At 46.6% G+C, this 17,772-nt stretch carries 16 protein-coding genes and 1 other RNA gene; 12 read left to right on the top strand and 5 right to left on the bottom strand.

Annotated elements, in window-relative coordinates; genetic code table 11:
• Positions 1-44: 44 nt before the first annotated feature.
• Positions 45-455 (top strand): ribonuclease HI family protein, encoded by a 411-nt coding sequence (locus ACTCCX_RS04755; protein ID WP_463274995.1) that lies wholly within the window; start codon positions 45-47, stop codon positions 453-455.
• Between the two features lie 342 nt (positions 456-797).
• Here ACTCCX_RS04755 and ACTCCX_RS04750 read toward each other — a convergent pair whose 3' ends face one another.
• From ACTCCX_RS04750 to ACTCCX_RS04735, 4 genes are all read right to left on the bottom strand, one after another.
• A complete protein-coding gene (locus tag ACTCCX_RS04750) occupies positions 798-1,970 on the bottom strand; it encodes a THUMP domain-containing class I SAM-dependent RNA methyltransferase (RefSeq protein ID WP_463274994.1) in 1,173 nt (390 codons plus the stop codon).
• A 121-nt stretch (positions 1,971-2,091) separates the two neighbouring features.
• Positions 2,092-2,457: RNase P RNA component class B (gene rnpB, locus ACTCCX_RS04745), an RNA gene on the bottom strand.
• Between the two features lie 18 nt (positions 2,458-2,475).
• Entirely contained in the window at positions 2,476-2,817 is a 342-nt protein-coding gene (gene gpsB / locus ACTCCX_RS04740) for a cell division regulator GpsB (RefSeq protein ID WP_068559682.1), read from the bottom strand.
• Positions 2,818-2,986: 169 nt separating this feature from the next.
• Positions 2,987-3,361, bottom strand: a complete 375-nt coding sequence (locus ACTCCX_RS04735; RefSeq protein ID WP_463274993.1) for a hypothetical protein — start codon at positions 3,359-3,361, stop codon at positions 2,987-2,989.
• 223 nt (positions 3,362-3,584) lie between these two features.
• On the opposite strand from ACTCCX_RS04735, the gene ACTCCX_RS04730 reads away from it, so the two are divergent.
• From ACTCCX_RS04730 to dtd, 6 genes are all read left to right on the top strand, one after another.
• Positions 3,585-4,067, top strand: coding sequence for a DUF3013 family protein (locus ACTCCX_RS04730; protein ID WP_463274992.1), 483 nt, complete (start codon positions 3,585-3,587; stop codon positions 4,065-4,067).
• 21 nt (positions 4,068-4,088) lie between these two features.
• Positions 4,089-5,039: a 50S ribosomal protein L11 methyltransferase gene (gene prmA, locus ACTCCX_RS04725; protein WP_463274991.1), complete on the top strand. Its 951-nt coding sequence runs from the start codon at positions 4,089-4,091 to the stop codon at positions 5,037-5,039.
• 3 nt (positions 5,040-5,042) lie between these two features.
• Positions 5,043-5,819, top strand: coding sequence for a 16S rRNA (uracil(1498)-N(3))-methyltransferase (locus tag ACTCCX_RS04720; RefSeq protein ID WP_463274990.1), 777 nt, complete (start codon positions 5,043-5,045; stop codon positions 5,817-5,819).
• Positions 5,812-6,477, top strand: a complete 666-nt coding sequence (gene deoC, locus ACTCCX_RS04715; protein WP_463274989.1) for a deoxyribose-phosphate aldolase — start codon at positions 5,812-5,814, stop codon at positions 6,475-6,477. The genes ACTCCX_RS04720 and deoC overlap by 8 nt, the downstream gene beginning before the upstream one ends.
• 272 nt (positions 6,478-6,749) lie before the next feature.
• Positions 6,750-8,960 carry a RelA/SpoT family protein gene (locus ACTCCX_RS04710; RefSeq protein WP_463274988.1) on the top strand — a complete coding sequence of 737 codons (2,211 nt, stop codon included), beginning with the start codon at positions 6,750-6,752 and terminating at the stop codon, positions 8,958-8,960.
• Positions 8,961-8,984: 24 nt separating this feature from the next.
• A complete protein-coding gene (gene dtd, locus ACTCCX_RS04705; RefSeq protein ID WP_463274987.1) occupies positions 8,985-9,431 on the top strand; it encodes a D-aminoacyl-tRNA deacylase in 447 nt (148 codons plus the stop codon).
• 444 nt (positions 9,432-9,875) lie between these two features.
• On the opposite strand, the gene ACTCCX_RS04700 is transcribed toward dtd, so the two are convergent.
• A complete protein-coding gene (locus ACTCCX_RS04700; protein ID WP_463274986.1) occupies positions 9,876-11,192 on the bottom strand; it encodes an N-acetylmuramoyl-L-alanine amidase in 1,317 nt (438 codons plus the stop codon).
• A gap of 453 nt (positions 11,193-11,645) precedes the next feature.
• On the opposite strand from ACTCCX_RS04700, the gene hisS reads away from it, so the two are divergent.
• The 5 genes from hisS to ACTCCX_RS04675 all read left to right on the top strand — a co-directional run bounded on the left by hisS (position 11,646) and on the right by ACTCCX_RS04675 (position 17,335).
• On the top strand, positions 11,646-12,968 hold the full coding sequence (gene hisS / locus ACTCCX_RS04695; protein WP_463274985.1) for a histidine--tRNA ligase: 1,323 nt from the start codon (positions 11,646-11,648) through the stop codon (positions 12,966-12,968).
• 24 nt (positions 12,969-12,992) lie between these two features.
• Complete coding sequence (gene aspS / locus ACTCCX_RS04690) at positions 12,993-14,759, top strand: aspartate--tRNA ligase (RefSeq protein WP_463274984.1); 1,767 nt, start codon at positions 12,993-12,995, stop codon at positions 14,757-14,759.
• Between the two features lie 144 nt (positions 14,760-14,903).
• Entirely contained in the window at positions 14,904-15,797 is an 894-nt protein-coding gene (locus tag ACTCCX_RS04685) for a deoxyribonuclease IV (protein WP_463274983.1), read from the top strand.
• Between the two features lie 88 nt (positions 15,798-15,885).
• A complete protein-coding gene (locus tag ACTCCX_RS04680) occupies positions 15,886-16,464 on the top strand; it encodes a LemA family protein (RefSeq protein ID WP_463274982.1) in 579 nt (192 codons plus the stop codon).
• 19 nt (positions 16,465-16,483) lie between these two features.
• Positions 16,484-17,335: a TPM domain-containing protein gene (locus ACTCCX_RS04675; protein ID WP_463274981.1), complete on the top strand. Its 852-nt coding sequence runs from the start codon at positions 16,484-16,486 to the stop codon at positions 17,333-17,335.
• Positions 17,336-17,772: the final 437 nt, after the last annotated feature.

The following is a 17,772-nucleotide window of genomic DNA, read 5'->3' as shown; positions in this document are numbered from 1 at the left end:
ATCCGGGATTTCCTTTCACCTTTGTTTTTTAGGATGTGGAACAGGTGATAAAACTATTTGTGGATGGGGCGGCCACCGGGAAAGAAGGCTACGCTGCCATCGGGGTTTTGATCGTCGAGGACGGCGTACAGGAACAGTTAGGCCTGTCGATGGATGCCAGAATGGACAATCATCGTGCCGAATTCGAAGCGCTCCTTTATGGGTTGCGCCATCTGAAAGCGAAGAACAAACAGGAACAGCTCATTTTTTGCTACACGGACAGCAAACTTGTTGCCGAATCGATCAGGAAAAAATACACAAAAAAAGCGGAACACAAACCGTATCTGGAGGAGGCTTTGCAGGCCATGGCCGGGTTCCCCAATCTGTATTTGGAATGGATTCCGGAAAAGGAAAACAAAGGGGCCGATAACCTCGCCAAAAATGCGCTCTATCAGCTCACAAAGAAGAATAAATGAGAGTCAAGGCGGCAATGTCCGAAAATAGCCGACAAGCTGCCCATCGCCCCAAAAAAGGCCATCCCTTGCATTGAAACGGGGATGGCCTTTTTGAGTGACTAATGCGCAAACGTATCGAAATTGTCGAATATTGTGGAATAATCCGACAGTCGGAGCACAATTTCAGCAAAGTTTGTCGGATACATGGAAAGTATCCGACAACCGGACCGGGTTCATACAAAAAGTTGTCGGATAACCTGATTTAATCCGACAAGGGATGATCTCCTATCAAAAAAATGAAGCAGGCTGGAAACCCCCGCATCAACGGTGCCGTCCAGACTGCTTTTATTCATATAACCAGAACTATTTTTCTTTGGTTTCGCTTGTATCAAGCTCTTTTTTAATTCTTGGGGGGCGCGTACCCCAATATTGGAACAGATCAGTCCGCAATCTGCCGTTATAGAGTTTGCGTTTTTTGGTGGCTCTTTCGCCGTAGAATTCTTCGAAAAGCAATTCGCTTGTCAGGATGTACTTGCTCCATGTCTTCAACGGACGGAAAACTTGCCCCATCTCTTTGTAGAGGATCTCGATTTCTTCTTGATCGGAGAGGCGCTCACCGTAAGGCGGGTTGCAGACGATTGTGCCATATTCCTTGGTTGTCGTGAAGTCGGCCAAAGCCAATTGTTTGAAAGTGACATAATCCGCTACGCCTGCTTTTTCGGCATTGCTCTTCGCGATGGCGATGACATGCGGATCGATATCCGAACCGCCGATGTCCAATTTCACATCGAAGTTTGCAGCAGCTTTGGCTTCATTGCGGATGCGATCCCATAAACCTTCTTCAAAAATATTCCATTCTTCGGAAGGGAAGGAGCGTTTCAAGCCCGGAGCGATGTTCAAACCGATCAAAGCCGCTTCGATCGGAATCGTGCCTGAACCGCAAGTCGGGTCGTAGAAGGGGCGGTCAGGGAACCAATTGGTCAGCATCACCAAAGCGGCCGCCATGTTTTCCTTCAGAGGTGCGCCGCCTTTTTCGGAACGGTACCCGCGTTTGAAAAGGCTGGAACCGCTTGTGTCGATCGTCAGGATCACTTCATCCTTGTTGATGGCTACTTCAATCGGATAGAGTGCGCCGGATTCAGGCAAACGGGAACGACGGTGGTAGTATTCGCTCAAACGGTTGACGATGGCCTTTTTGACGATTGCTTGGCAATCGGGGACACTGTAAAGAGTCGATTTTTGCGACTTACCGGAAACAGGGAATTCCGCATCCATCGGCAGGATTTGTTCCCAAGGTAAAGCTTTTGTTTGCTCGAAAAGGTCATCGAATGTTTTTGCCTCGAACTTGCCGAACACGATTTTGATGCGGTCAGCGGTGCGCAGCCATAGGTTGGTGGTGATGATATCCGCTTCTGTGCCGGTGAAGTAGGCTTTGCCGTTCTCCACTTGGACGTTGTAGCCCATTCTCTTCAGCTCGTTGCCGGTGATGGCTTCGATGCCGCTTGCGGCCGTGGCCACTAATTGATATGTTCTCATTGAAAACTCCTTATTTGTTTTGCCTTAGAAATTGCCGGATAATGCACGAAAAATGGGACAAAAATTAGCTTGTCCCATCCTCGATCGTATTCTTTTGAAGAAAAAAGCCTGATTTGTAAATTTCTGTAAGCCATGTTCTGTCGCGCCACCGGAGCCAGGCCTCTGATGGCGGAGGTAATTATCTATCTGCATTTCTGCCTCTTTCCCTCGTTCATTTCCTTGGAAAGAGTGCCCCTACCAAAGTTTGGGTTGCTCGCTCGAGGGGTTTACCGCGTTCCACCAGAAAGGTTTCCCCGTCTGCTTCGTCACTGTGGCACTTTCAAGAATACTCAGGCATAGGCGGAGCCCTTAGCCTTTTTTTCTGCCGTCAATCTATCGATTGCCTTAGCTTATTGTTTCGCTAAGCACGAACACTACAAGCATCTCAGCTTGTGCGAGCATGGACTTTCCTCAGCCTCCATGAAGGAGACCGCAATTACCCGAAATTTACAAATGTCTTTTGCTGCTAGTTTGCTTCTTCGTTGGTTTCATCCAGTTTTGAACCGAATACATGTTTTTCCAAGTTGGAAAGGCGTTTCAGAATATCAAAATTCGTAACACCGCTGCCGACTGAAGATACATTTGATTGGGTCGGCTTAGCCAGAACTGCTTGCTTCGTCAACTCGTCCACACGGCTCATCAAACGTTCATTTTCGCTTTGAAGATAAGAAAGATCTTTTTGGTAAGATTCATAATCTCTTATGATCATATCAAGATATTCATCGACTTCTGCAACATTATAGCCTCTCATAGCGCTTTTGAATTCTTTTTGCAGAATATCTTTAGTTGTTAGATTTTTATCTGCCATATTTGCACACCTCGTTAGTTGTCCTTGTTACCTAAACAGTATAGCATAAAAAAGCAATATTAATAAGCAAATATTCTAATCAACATCATATCAGGCTTTTCGCATAAACTCAACTTAATTTTTTTGTTTTCCTGCCAACGCTGATGTAGGCCTTGTGAGATAGGAAAGCTTAATAGGGCAAGGCTCCTTGGAAATTGATGATGATGTATCGGTTGTTGTCTGATTTAGTGGTCGTGATGGATAAATTTTCATTAAGAACCGGCTGCATACCGAATATATCCAACAAAAAGCTTTTGAAGACCTTGTCCGTCTTGGTTTGCAGGATCTCTTTGAAGAGCTCGCTTTTGATCGCCGGATCGATGTCGTCTTCAAAAATGATTTTTTCATCCGGGGTGAGGTAATCGTCACCCAGCAGTATTTCAGCCCTTCGGCCGAAAGGAATCTGGATTTTCAAGCAGTCTTGATATTCTTCTTTTTGGTAATCCCTGGCGATGCGCGTCACTAAATAATCGATGGATTGTCTGAGCTCTGATTGTTCTGTCATGAAATATCCCTCCAACTTTTTGCCTGACTTAAATATAGCACAAACCGCCCTTATAGAAAACGTTCCCAAAGAATCGTAGGCCATTTTTGAGAAAAGGATCTGCTGGTGCATAGCCCGGAATATATCTTTTTCTCATTTTTTGCTACAATGGATTGAGAGCCTCATCACAATGCGGTAAACAGCGAGAAAACGATATTGAAGCGAAAGAAAGAGGTGGATGAAAATGGACAAAAGTATGCTCGACAAAATCCAGGAGGAATTGGAGGACCAGCACTTGCCTTGCGAATGGCGATTGGAGTGGCATAAACCCTTCCATACAGTCGAAATTGTGTTATTATTAGAAGTCAGTTATCCTCCAGACAACAGTATTTCAGATCTATTTGGCCACTCGAATCACGAAGACCGGTTCATTTTTGAGGATTCTGTTCTGTTTTATGATCGCGCGTCCTCAAAAATCAAAACAGAGGCGTATTTGACCGGCATCCCCTTCGATCGGAAAAAAGGGATTCAGGGCGGGCTGGCCGAAGCGGTGGTCAAGAACCTACGATTGTCGGTCGGCGAAGCCAACAGCAGGCTTAGGGATTTCCTTAACAATGAAGAAGACTCAAGCTTCGAATTGTATTGGAATGAGCTGAATTTTACGCAGACAATCGAAACACTGAAAGAGTTAGGAAGATTTGATGAAACGTATTATCGTTACCCTTGATGACAGGAAAGGTGATTGCAAATGGAATGGAATGAAGTAAAAGTTGTGACTGCTACCGAAGCGGTTGAGGCTGTATCGAATATATTGATGGAAGCAGGTGCGAAAGGCGTCGCGATAGATGATGAATTGGACTTCGTCAATCTACAGGATGATGGTTTCGGCCAAATCAAAGAGGAACGGGCTTTGCCTGAAGAAGGGCATCCCGTCTATATCATGGCCTATTATCCGAACAATGCGGGTTTTCAGGACACGGTGTTGTTCATCAAAGAACAGCTGGCGGAACTGGAAAAATTTGATCTGAAGATCGGAAAGAACGAGCTGCAGATCAACCAAGTGAAGGAAGAGGACTGGGAAAATTCTTGGAAAGAATATTTCCATCCGATCCGCTTGACTCGTTTTTTGACGATCGTACCGTATTGGGAAGACTACACACCTGAGGATGAAAAAGAAATGCTGATTCAATTGGATCCCGGGATGGCTTTCGGAACCGGCACACATCCAACCACGCGTCTCTCCCTCGAAGCGCTCGAAGCAGTGATGCGCGGCGGCGAAAAAGTGATCGATGTCGGGACCGGGTCGGGGGTGCTGAGTATCGCAGCTAAGGCAATGGGTGCGGAAACTGTCTATGCTTATGATATCGACGAAATCGCAACACGCGTTTCCAAAGAAAATATCGCCTATAATGCCTATGCTTCGGATGTCATCGTAAAAGAGAACAATCTTTTGGTAGGGATAGCCAATGAGGAGGCGGATATCATCGTTGCGAATATTCTGGCGGAAATTCTTTTGCTGCTGCTTCCTGATGCCTACAAGAACCTGAAGGACGATGGCTATTTCATCCTTTCGGGCATCATTGAATCGAAGAAAGCGGAACTGATCACTGCTTTGATCAGCAATGGCTTTGTGATCGAACAAGAAAAGCAAATGAAGGATTGGGTCTGCCTGATCTGCACTAAAAATCTGGAGGGTTGAAGCATGCAGCGATACATCATTCCGCCACTGAACAAAGACTATCAAACGCAGCCAATCAGCTTGTCGGATGATTTCCATCACCACATGGTGCATGTGATGCGCATGAAACAAGGGGAACAGGTATACTTGGCCGACAACTCCGGCATTTCGTTCGTTGCGGAAATCATTGACATATCTGCTGATGCAGTCAGCCTGAAGTGGGTGGCCGATGAAGGCCGCTCGACAGAGCTGCCCGTCAAAATCGCAATTGCTTGCGGTTTGCCGAAGGGCGACAAGCTGGAATACATCGTACAGAAGGGTACAGAGCTGGGCGCGACAGCCTTCATCCCTTTCGCAGCAAAAAATGCGGTTGTGAAGTGGACAGCAGACAAAAGCGCAAAAAAACAGCAGCGCCTGCAAAAAATCGCAAAAGAGGCAGCGGAGCAATCGCACCGCCAAAAAGAGCCTTTTGTGCATCCTGTCCACAACCTCAAAGAGTTGTTGGCGGAAGCGGAAAAGTACACCAAAGTGTTGATTGCCTATGAAGAGGATGCAAAAGCCGGTGAGGAAAGCGTCCTGGTGAACACATTGGAAAAACTTGAAGCGGGCGATTCCTTATTATTGGTATTCGGTCCTGAAGGCGGATTGGCGCCTGAAGAAGTGGCAGCATTCCGACAAGCCGGCCACATGAGCTGTGCGTTGGGACCAAGGATTTTGCGGGCTGAAACAGCGCCGTTGTACGCATTGGCGGCAGTGTCCTATGAAATGGAATTAAGAAAAGGAGCGGATAAAAATGGTTGAAAGATTAAACAAATACATCGATCACACTTTATTGAGACAAGATGCGACAGAGGCGGATATCAAAGCCCTATGCGAAGAAGCGAAAGAGTACGATTTCAAATCCGTCTGCGTCCAACCCTACTGGGTCAAAAAGGTTGAGGCTTTCCTGACCGGATCGGATGTGCTTGTCTGCACCGTTGTAGGTTTTCCGCATGGCGCCAATACGGCTGAAGTAAAGACTTTCGAAACGAAACAGGCGGTTCAGAATGGTGCTGATGAAGTCGATATGGTCATCAACATCGGGGCTTTGAAGGATGGGGACTATCAAACGGTCGAACATGAAATCGCAGCTTTAGTCGAAGCGGTCAAAGGCAAGGCAATCCTGAAAGTCATCATCGAAACGTGCCTGTTGACCGACGAAGAGAAAGTGATTGCTTGCCAGTTGGCCCAAAAGGCCGGTGCAGACTTTGTTAAGACTTCCACCGGTTTTTCAACTGGGGGCGCAACATTGGATGATGTTGCCCTGATGCGCAAGACAGTAGGGCCTGTAATGGACGTAAAAGCAAGTGGAGGTGTGCGTTCGTATGAAGATGCCTTAGCCTTCATCGCAGCCGGCGCAACTCGCCTGGGTACTTCCAGCGGCAAGAAAATTGTAGAAGGTTGGCTTGCGGCTAAATAAATGCAAGGGATGCTTCGTTTGCATCCTGATAATTGAATGATCAAAAAACTTTGAGGGACTTCTTTATTTAGTTCTCCCTCAAGGTTTTTTTGATTCTTCCAGGTTGTAAACAGAGGACAATTGTTGATGGCGCATCGTTTCAATATAAAGTATAATAAAGAGAAATATATTCACTTTTTTGTTTGCGGAATAGGATATATTCAGCAACTTTTCCGTTTACGGACGGAATCGCAGTAAGTAAATACATAATCTTAAGAGTCAGGAGTGACAACATGCCGAAAATCAAAACCTATTCGCCTGAAGAGGTTGTGCAACTATGCGCGGAATATATGAACGAAACCCATGTGGCATTTGTCCAAAAAGCGTGTGATTTTGCCAGGGATGCTCATAGCGGACAGATGCGGAAGTCCGGTGAGGAGTACTTCGTTCATCCGACCCAAGTCGCAGCGATATTGGCAGATTTGAAATTAGATCCAGAAACGATTGCAACGGGATTTTTGCATGATGTTGTGGAAGATACTGAATATACCTTGGAGGATATCGAACGGGAGTTTTCCAAAACCGTAGCCATCCTGGTCGATGGCGTCACCAAGCTAGGAAAAATCGAATACAAGTCGCATGAAGAGCAACAAGCCGAGAACCACCGTAAAATGTTGATGGCCATGGCGAAGGACCTACGCATCATCATGGTCAAATTGGCGGATAGACTGCACAATATGCGCACGTTGAAATACCATAAGCCGGAAAAACAAAGAACCATTTCCAATGAGACGATGGAAATTTATGCACCATTAGCACACCGTTTAGGGATGAACCGAATCAAATGGGAACTGGAGGATACTTCGCTCAGATATCTGAATCCGCAACAATATTATCGGATTGTCCATCTGATGAACAGCAAACGCGATGAGCGGGAACTGTACATCAAGGATACGATTAATAAGATCAAAGATTCGATCGATGAATTGGAGATTGAGGCCGATATCTACGGCAGGCCGAAGCACATCAACTCCATCTACCGAAAAATGAAGGATCAGAAGAAACAGTTCACGGAAATCTATGATTTGTTGGCTATCCGCGTCATCGTCCATTCCATCAAAGACTGTTATGCCGTTTTGGGTGCCATCCATACGAAATGGAAACCAATGCCGGGCCGTTTCAAAGACTATATCGCCATGCCCAAGGCGAATATGTATCAGTCGCTGCACACGACCGTGATCGGGACTCAAGGAACACCCGTCGAAATTCAGATCCGGACGATCGAAATGCATCAAGTCGCAGAATATGGGGTTGCTGCGCACTGGGCGTACAAAGAGGGCATCACCAAAAAAATCGATCCGGAAAAAATGCCCCATCAGATCGATTGGTTCCGCGACCTGATCGATTTGCAGGATGATTCCAAGAACGCCAGCGAATTCGTGGAAAGCGTCAAAGAAGATATTTTCAAGGACAAAGTGTATGTCTTCACCCCGAAAGGCGATGTCGTTGAATTGCCATCAGGAGCAGGTCCTTTGGATTTTGCCTACAATATCCATACCGAAATCGGACACAAAACCATCGGGGCGAAAGTCAACGGCAAGATTGTCCCCCTGAATTACAAACTGCAGAACGGCGATATCATCGAAGTGATGACCTCACCGAACTCATTCGGCCCAAGCAGGGACTGGGTCAATTTGGTTTCCACCAGCAAAGCCAAAAATAAAATCAAACGCTATTTCAAGTTGCAGGACCGTGATGAACACGTCATCAAAGGCCGGGATATGCTTGAAAAACAACTGACGGAAATGGAGTTTTCGCCAAAAGAATTCCTGACGAAACAAGCTATCAAAGATTTATTGAATCGCTTCAATGTTAATTCGGAGGATGATCTTTATGCAGCCATCGGATTCGGTGAATTGTCCGCGTTTATTGTATCCAACCGATTGACCGAGAAAGCACGCCGGGAGCGGGACAAACACAAAGCGGAACAACAGTTGGACACAATCGAGCAAAAAACGAAAAAAGACAATCCCAAAATGAAAATCCGCCATGAAGGCGGCGTTGTCATTCAGGGTGTGGATAATCTGCTTATACGCATCAGCCATTGTTGCAACCCGGTGCCAGGGGATGAAATTGTCGGCTACATCACAAAAGGGCGTGGCATTTCGGTTCATCGGAAAGATTGTCCGAATGTACAGGTTTCAGGGGAACATGGTGACCGTTTGATTGAAGTCGAATGGGAAGATACAGGAACGTCCAATATCGATTACGAAACTGAATTGACTGTCGAGGGCTATAATCGCTCCGGTCTCTTGAACGAAATTTTGCATGTAGTGAACACAATGACCAAAAATCTCAGCAGCGTCAATGGGAAAGTCGACAGCAATAAAATCGCGGTCATTACGCTGAAAATCGGAATCCAAAACTTGAGTCAATTGGATAAAATCGTCGATAAAATCAAGAATATCCCGGATGTTTACACTGTCAGAAGAGTCACATCCTAATACCAAAATGAAACGAGGATTTATATGCGTGTTGTTGTGCAAAAAGTGACGGAAGCATCCGTCTTGGTCGATGGGGAAATTATCGGAGAGATCGGTGAGGGATTTATGCTTCTGGTCGGGATTGGTAAGGACGATACTCAAGAAGATGTCCACTACCTTTCCCGTAAAGTTTCGAATCTCAGGGTTTTCGAGGATGCAGAGGGCAAAATGAACCGCTCCTTGAAAGATGTTAGTGGAGCCATCCTTTCGATATCCCAGTTCACATTGTTCGCCGATACAAAAAAGGGGAATCGTCCAAGCTTTACCCAAGCAGCTGCTCCTGAAACGGGAGAAGCGCTCTACCAAGCGTTCAATGAGCTGCTAAGATCGGAAGGTTTCTCAGTAGCATCCGGTAAGTTCGGTGCGCACATGTCTGTCCGTTTGAACAACGATGGACCAGTAACCATTCTCATTGATTCCAAAAACAAATAACAGAGCCGTCATATCGAACCCTTCGAGGTTCGATATGACGGCTCTGTTTTGTTTTGATATAGTAGGAAAGTACAAAATTTTTCGGATTGAAAAGAGCTTCACCGTAGGTGTTTCACACGTTTGCAAAATGTTTCATGCACCTCAAATGATGGCCAGCTTCACGGGTTAGCCCTTCGGAAAAGTAAAAAGGAACCTCTTGTCTCTGCGAGCCAAGACATACTGTTCGACTAACCTACTGACGAAGGAAGTCTCTCAGCAATTGCGCTCTTCGATGCTCAGTCGGACAGATTTCCTAAATTGTCATGACTCTTGCGATTTCAATCGCTTAGAGGCATGATACACTTGACCGATTAGGTCACAGTGTTTCCTTAATCAGGGCTGAACGAACCCGTTCAGCTTTTCTGATAGCCAGCTTCAAAGCTGGTCAAACCCGTTCCGATTTTCTTATTGGAAATATTCTGTCAGTGCCTGGTAAATGCTTTCTGCCACCAACGAGCGGTAATAATCAGAGTTGAAGGTTTTCACGTCAGAGTCATTATTCATGTAGCCAAGCTCCAGCAATAAGGCGGGCTGCTCATTTTCGCGAGTGACCAGGAAATCACCGAATTTGGAACCATTGTCCTGCAACGGTAAATTGTCGGCCAAGTGATCATCAACGAGATTTGCCAACGGAATGTCCGCGTCCGCATAATAATAAGTCGTGAAGCCAGTCGCGGAAGTTCCGCTTGCGGTGGAATCATAATGCAGACTGATGAAGAGGTCTGCATTATTGACATTGCTCATTTCTGCCCGATCCTCCAAAGTAACATAGACATCAGAGGTGCGCGTCAAGATGACGTTTGCTCCGGCACTGCGTAATTTATCAGCCACCGCTTGAGCGGTTTTGAGTGTGACTTCCTTCTCGTAAATATAAGTTCCTTCCGCGCCCGGATCCTCTCCGCCGTGGCCAGGATCAATCACGATGGTCGCTTCGGCAAGCGTGGTGGTGGACGAAGCAGTGACCGGCGTAGTGATCGACTCGGATGTTTCCACCAACCAGGAAGCAACGTAGCCTTCCTGGGTTCCCTCATAAAGGATCTTATAAAAATCGCCAGATTCGCTGATCAGCTCGTACTCTTCACCTTTTTCGGCAATGAACAGGATATCGCTGCCCGTTGAAGGACCGCTGCGCACATTTACACCATCCATCGTGATGATGACCTTCGGATTAGTGTCGTCTGCAGCAATCGCTGTGGTATCAATCGTTTCCGGCGCCAGTTGGATATTGCCTGGTGAAATTTCGATCAGTTCCGATAAAATCCAAGCTACTTTATTGTTGTACTGAATTTGGCTCCAGCCGTTTTCTTCATATAAGAGAGCGAATTTTTCGCCTTCACTGGCCGTTCCGACAACTTCGGATGTTTCGCTGTTCTCTTGCCGGACGTTGGCGGAAGGCACAAGGACCGTCGCCAGCAGTTCGGATGTTGCCGCAATCTCAGTGTTGTTGATCAGCCAGCTGGCGACCCAACCGATTCTTCCGTCCGTTAGCCGGACTTTGTACCATTCGTTCTTTTCTGCCAAAACGTTGACTGATGAGCCGCCTTGGATTTGCGTCATGATGTCGTAGGATAATCCTGGTCCGGAACGGACATTTACGATGCTGGCGGAAATGCTGACTGTAGTATAGTTGGCTAATGCTACCGTACCGAAGGAGCCCAATCCGACAAATAGCAAAACAAGCGTCAAGAAGAACAGATGTTTATTTTTTGCGATAGTCTTCACTAGTTGTCTCCTTTCTGGTCTGGGATGCATAAAATTTACAAAAAATGTTCAATTCTTCTCTCATTATAGCAAAGATACAGTATCCAATGCAAAGCCTTTTCAGAAATTGTAAAAGTGAAAGTTTGATGAAAACAGTATTGACAATTCGAAGCTTATCTTGTATCGTTAAGGAAATTATAAATGTCCAGTGAAGATCGAAGTAGAATAGATAAGTTTGATTCAGAGAGGATTGCCGCGGCTGAGAGCACTCCCAAACGTTTATTCGAAAGACAGGTTGGAGGATTAATAGTGCAAAGCTATTACGCCACGAACGTTACTCGTTAAAGGAAAGCTATGCTTTCGAATAAAGGTGGCACCACGTCTGACTAATCGTCCTTTTCCATGATGGAAAGAGGGCTATTTTTTTGCTTTTTTTCAGACATAAGACAGTACGAAGCTTAAGGAGTGATAAAAATGATACAAAAACCAAAAGGGACTGCCGACATATATTTGCAGGAAGCGGAAATTTGGCAATATGTGGAAGAAACGGCCCGCATCATACTGCACGACTATCAATTTTCAGAAATCCGCACCCCAATGTTCGAAAGTTATGAACTGTTCTCCAGAGGGGTCGGCGACACGAGCGATATCGTGTCGAAAGAAATGTATGATTTCTACGACAAAGGCGAACGCCACATCGCATTGAAGCCGGAAGGAACAGCTCCAGTTGTTCGGGCCTACGTCGAAAATAAACTTTTTGGTCCGGAACATCCGAAACCACTGAAAGTCTATTACATCAGTCCGATGTTCCGCTACGAAAGACCGCAAGGCGGAAGAATGCGCCAATTCCACCAATTGGGTGTCGAAGTTTTCGGAAGCGTCAATCCGGCGACCGATGTCGAAACGATGGCACTGGCATGGGATATACTGAAAGAACTGGAATTGAGCGATCTGAAATTGGTCATCAATTCGTTGGGCAAAACGGAAGATCGGATCAGATACCGTGAAGCCCTAATCGCCTATCTGGAGCCATTCCATGATGAACTGAGTAAAGATTCCCAGACCCGTCTGCACAAGAATCCGCTGCGCGTGCTGGACAGCAAAGACAAACGCGACAAAGAAATCGTTGCCCAAGCACCGAGCATACTGGAGTTCTTGTCGGAAGATTCGAAGAAACATTTTGAATCGGTCCAGGAAATGCTTCAGGCATTGGAAATTCCGTTCACAATCAACAGCAACATGGTCCGTGGACTCGATTATTATCAGGATACTATCTTTGAAATCATGACATCATCCGCAGTATTTGGAGCGGAAACGACCATCTGCGGCGGTGGCCGCTATGACGGCTTGGTCCAGGAAATCGGTGGACCGGAAGTGCCAGGGTTTGGCTTCGGGATGGGACTGGAAAGACTGATTCTTTTGATGAAGGACCAGCAAGTCGATGTACCGAAACTATCCGAGTTGGATGTTTACGTTGTCGGCCTGGGGGAAGCCACGAACATTGAAGCCTTGAAATTGGTCCAAAATGCGCGCCAAGCAGGATATTCGGCAGATCGGGACTTCCATGACCGCAAAGCTAAGGCGCAATTCAAAACTGCTACGAAAAATGGCGCCAAAGTAGTGCTGACAATCGGTGAGGACGAACTGGAGAACAAACAAGTGCAATTCAAAGTGATGTCGACCGGCAAAGAAAAGACTTTATCATTGACTGAGATTTATGCTGATTTTGATAAAGTGTACAAAACACAGACAGCCGACATGACAGCTTTTAATGAATTTTTCGGAAAAGAAGACTAGATCATACAGAAGAGGGTAGTGAAAATGGAAAGAAGAACAGAGTATTGTGGATTATTGACGGAAGCATCCGTTGGACAGACTGTCGTCGCCAATGGTTGGGTTAACAAAAGAAGAGACTTAGGCGGATTGATCTTTATCCATTTGCGTGACCGCGAAGGCATCGTCCAAGTCGTTTTCAACACAGAGTTCAGCGAGGAAGCCTTCCGCATTGCGGAAACGATCCGTGGGGAGTATGTCCTCCAAGTCAAAGGTAAAGTAGTCCTGCGTGAGGCAAATCAGATCAATCCGAACATCGGCACAGGCACAATCGAAATCGAAGCGGAATCCGTGGAAATTTTGGCGAAAGCTAAAACGCCTCCGTTCTATATCGAAGGCGATTTGAACGTATCCGATGAATTGCGCATGAAATACCGCTATATCGACTTGAGAAGAGACAAAATGATGAATAACATGAAAATTCGCCACCAAACGACGCGCACTGTCCGCAACTATTTGGATGACTTGCATTTCATGGACATCGAAACACCTTATTTGACTAAATCTACTCCGGAAGGCGCTCGTGACTATATCGTTCCATCCCGTGTCCACGAAGGCGAATTTTATGCACTGCCGCAATCGCCGCAACTGTTCAAACAGATGCTGATGGGCGCAGGCTTTGACCGCTATTACCAAATCGTGCGTTGCTTCCGCGATGAAGATCTGCGCGGAGACAGACAGCCTGAATTTACGCAAGTGGATATCGAAACCAGTTTCTTGTCTGCTGAAGAAATCCAGGAAATCACGGAAACTATGCTTCAGAAAGTCATGAAGGACGTTTTGGGCAAAGACATTCCGGCTCCATTCCCGCGCATTTCCTACGATGAAGCGATGAACCGTTTCGGTAGCGACAAGCCGGATACCCGTTTCGCTTTGGAACTGATCGACCTGAATGAATTTGCGAAGACATCTTCCTTCAATGTATTCAAAGCCACTAGCGAAAGCGGCGGCCAAGTCCGCGGATTGAACGTCAAAGGCAAAGCCGATGCCTATTCGCGCAAAGACATGGATAATCTGATTGAATATGCCAAACAATACGGCGCAAAAGGCATGGCCTGGATGAAAGTCGAAGAGGACGGACTGAAAGGTGCCGTGGCGAAATTCTTCTCGGAAGACAGCGAAGAGTTGATCAGACTGATGGATGCGGAGCCTGGTGACCTGCTGGTATTCGTTGCTGACAAAAAAGAAATCGTCTATCAAGCGCTGGGAGAACTTCGTCTGAAGTTCGGCCGCGATCTTGATCTGATCGACAAATCCCAATTTGCTTTCGTTTGGGTTGTGGATTGGCCATTGCTTGAGTACGATGCTGATGCAAAACGCTATACTGCTATGCATCACCCGTTCACCCGTCCAAATGATGAAGACCTTGATAAATTAGCCGATCATCCGGAAGAAGTCTATGCACAGGCCTATGACATTGTCCTTAACGGCTATGAAATCGGCGGCGGCTCTTTGCGTATTTACACACGCGAAGTGCAGGAACAGATGTTTGCTGCACTGGGCTTCAGTAAAGAAGATGCTGAAGAGGAGTTCGGTTTCTTGTTGGACGCTTTCGATTACGGCTTCCCACCACACGGCGGCATCGCTTTAGGTCTTGACCGTCTGGTCATGCTGTTGGCTGGCGAATCGAATATCCGTGAAGTGATTGCGTTCCCTAAGAACGGGAAAGCTTTCGATCCGATGACGAACGCACCGAGCGAAGTAAGCGCAGCGCAATTGAAAGAGTTGAGCCTGAGAATTGCTGCATTGGACTGATAATTGCACTAAAAAGAGCATCTGATGGTAAGGAAAACAAGCCTTATGATACAATAATCGTATCATAAGGTTTGTTTTTTCGTCTCTGCGTTTTCTGAAGGCGAAAAGGCTGTTTAAGATAATACACAATAAAAGGGTGAAGATATGTTAAAGATAGGTTCACATGTTTCTATGGGCGGTAAAAAAATGTTGTTGGGTTCAGCAGAGGAGGCAGCATCGTACGGTTCTTCGGTGTTCATGATCTACACAGGCGCCCCGCAGAATACCCGGAGAAAAAATGTCGATGAGATGAACATTCCGGAAGGCATGGATTTTATGGCGAAGCACGGCCTGATTGAACTGGTCGTTCATGCTCCCTATATCATCAACTTGGCAAATACCACCAAACCGGACCATTTTGAGTTCGCAATCGGTTTTTTACGCGATGAAATCGTGCGGGCTCAAGCTCTTGGGGCAAAACAGATCACGCTGCATCCGGGTTCGCATGTCGGCGCAGGTTCCGAGATCGGCATCAAACAGATCATCAAAGGCTTGAATGAAGTGCTGGAGCCCAGTCAGACTGCGCAGATTGCGCTGGAAACGATGGCCGGGAAAGGCACGGAGATTGGCCGTACCTTCGAAGAGTTGGCTGCCATCATGGATGGCGTAGTCCATAACGACAAATTATCGGTGACGTTGGATACGTGCCATACAAACGATGCAGGTTACAACGTCAAAGAGGACTTCGACGGTGTTTTGGAAGAATTCGACCGCGTGATCGGACTGGAGCGCTTGAAAATGGTCCATGTCAACGACTCTAAAAACGAAAGAGGGGCCCACAAAGACAGACATGCAAACATAGGGTTTGGCACGATTGGCTTTGAAACTTTAAATAAAATTGTTCACCATCCGCAACTGCAGGATTTGCCAAAAATATTGGAGACGCCGTTCGTCGGCGAGGACAAAAAGAACAAAAAGGCGCCTTACCGATTCGAACTGGATATGCTGAAGTCGCAGACATTCAATCCACGTTTGTTGGAGGACATACTGAATCAGTGAGAAATACATCTTTGGATGGATGCCATTCCGGTTTAAATAAGGGATAATACTATTCAAGCACAAAAGAAAACATAAAGGAGATGGAAAGATGAAAGGTTGGCTGAAGGGATTAATTGGTGTTTTTATTGCAGTGCTGCTGTTGGGAGTGCCGTTGATCAGCTCCTACAACGGGTTGGTGACGGAGGAGAGCAATGTCGATGTCCAATGGGCGAATGTGGAAACCAAGCTCCAAAGGCGTTATGATCTGATCCCTAATTTGGTGGAGTCGGTAAAAGGAGCAATGGAACAGGAGCAGGAAGTTTTCGGGGCAATCGCTGATGCCCGAGCAAGAATCGGCAGCGCCCAGACGACCGAAGAGCAGGTTGCAGCCAGCAACGAGATGGAATCCGCGCTTTCGCGTCTGTTGGTGATTGTCGAGAACTATCCGGAACTGAAATCGAATGAACAAGTGACGGCTCTTATGGACGAGTTGGCGGGAACCGAAAATAGGATTTCGGTCGAGAGGGACCGCTACAATGAAGCGGTGCAAAAGTACAACAACAAGGTCAAACGGTTCCCAGGCTCATTGATGGCTGGCCTGTTCGGATTTGATGAAAAATCTTATTTTGAAGCGGTCAGCGGTGCTGAAACCGCGCCTAGTGTGGATCTGAATACTGACGATGAATAATTGAGGGGCTGATGATGCTTTGTTTCATATAAGGAAAAAGGCGCGATGGCAATTGCTTGCGGTTTTAGGGATATTCTTCTTTTGGATGGCGTTCGCGCCATCAAAAAAAGCCCAAGCATTGCCTGATCCGACAAACGAGTTTTATGTCTATGATCCAAGCGGCACGCTCTCCGAAGAAACGAAAACATTCATCATGAGCGTGAATGAGCAATATGAATTGACGACAGAAAAGCCCCAAGTTGTTGTGGCGGTTGTCGATTCACTGCAGGGCGAGACAATTGAGGAGTACTCTGTTGATTTGTTTGAAAAGTGGGGAATCGGACAAGCTGCTACTGACAATGGGGTGCTGATTTTATTGGCTCTCGAAGAAAGGGAAATCCGCTTCGAAATCGGCTACGGTTTGGAAGGTGCCCTTACGGATAGCCGGACCGGCAGAATTCTGGACAATCATCTGGAATATCTTTCGGCCAATGACTTTGATTCCGGGTTGAAAGAAATCTTTACGGAGGCTGCGGTTGTCGTCAATGAAGAGTACCAATATGATGACGAAGTGATTTTCTCCGGTTATCCTGTCTACACAACCCAATACGCGGAAGACGATTCATCATTCTTTGCGGGCATTGTTCAATTCCTGTTCATCCTTTTGCTGTTGTCCTTCTTTTTTGGAGGCAGAGGCGGGCGTGGTGGACGCGGTGGCGGAATGAACCCATTGTGGTGGCTGCTTCTTGGCGGAGGTGGCGGTGGTTACCGCGGTAACAGTCATCGCGGAGGATATGGTGGAGGCGGCTTCGGAGGCGGTGGCTTTGGCGGAGGTGGCGGCTTCGGAGGCGGTGGTTCTTCCGGAGGCGGCGGATCCAGCAGAGGCTTCTGACCCAGAGCATGCACCAATAAACCAGAGGGAAAAAGAGGACTCGAATATCAACAAGATCATTGACTTAAGGGTGTTGACTAATAAGAGACAGTGGCAATCGGGGGTAAATGCTCTCGTTTCCACTGTCTCTTTCTTTTCTGACGAGCGAATAATTCCAGGAAAGCAATCCGCTCAGCACAGCGGATCGAAATTGTCGAATAGGTGAAGAACATTCGATTATTTTCTTTCGCATCAGGCTGAGATTGTCGAATGTTAAGAAACATTCGGTAATTTTCTTTCGCATCGCACTGGAATTATCGAATACGCGAGCGACATCCGGCAATATCGGCCCTGCAGTCAATCAAAACCACCCGTGTGAACGGGTGGTTTGCTCTGCGGCTGAAAGCCTTTGTTACTAACCAACCCCTAAAGGGGCTCTGAATGGTTCGCCAATTGTA

The sequence above is a fragment of the Trichococcus sp. genome, from assembly GCF_055118575.1.
The sequence above is the reverse complement of the archived record's forward strand: the minus strand, read 5'-3'. Positions and strand labels throughout refer to the sequence as shown.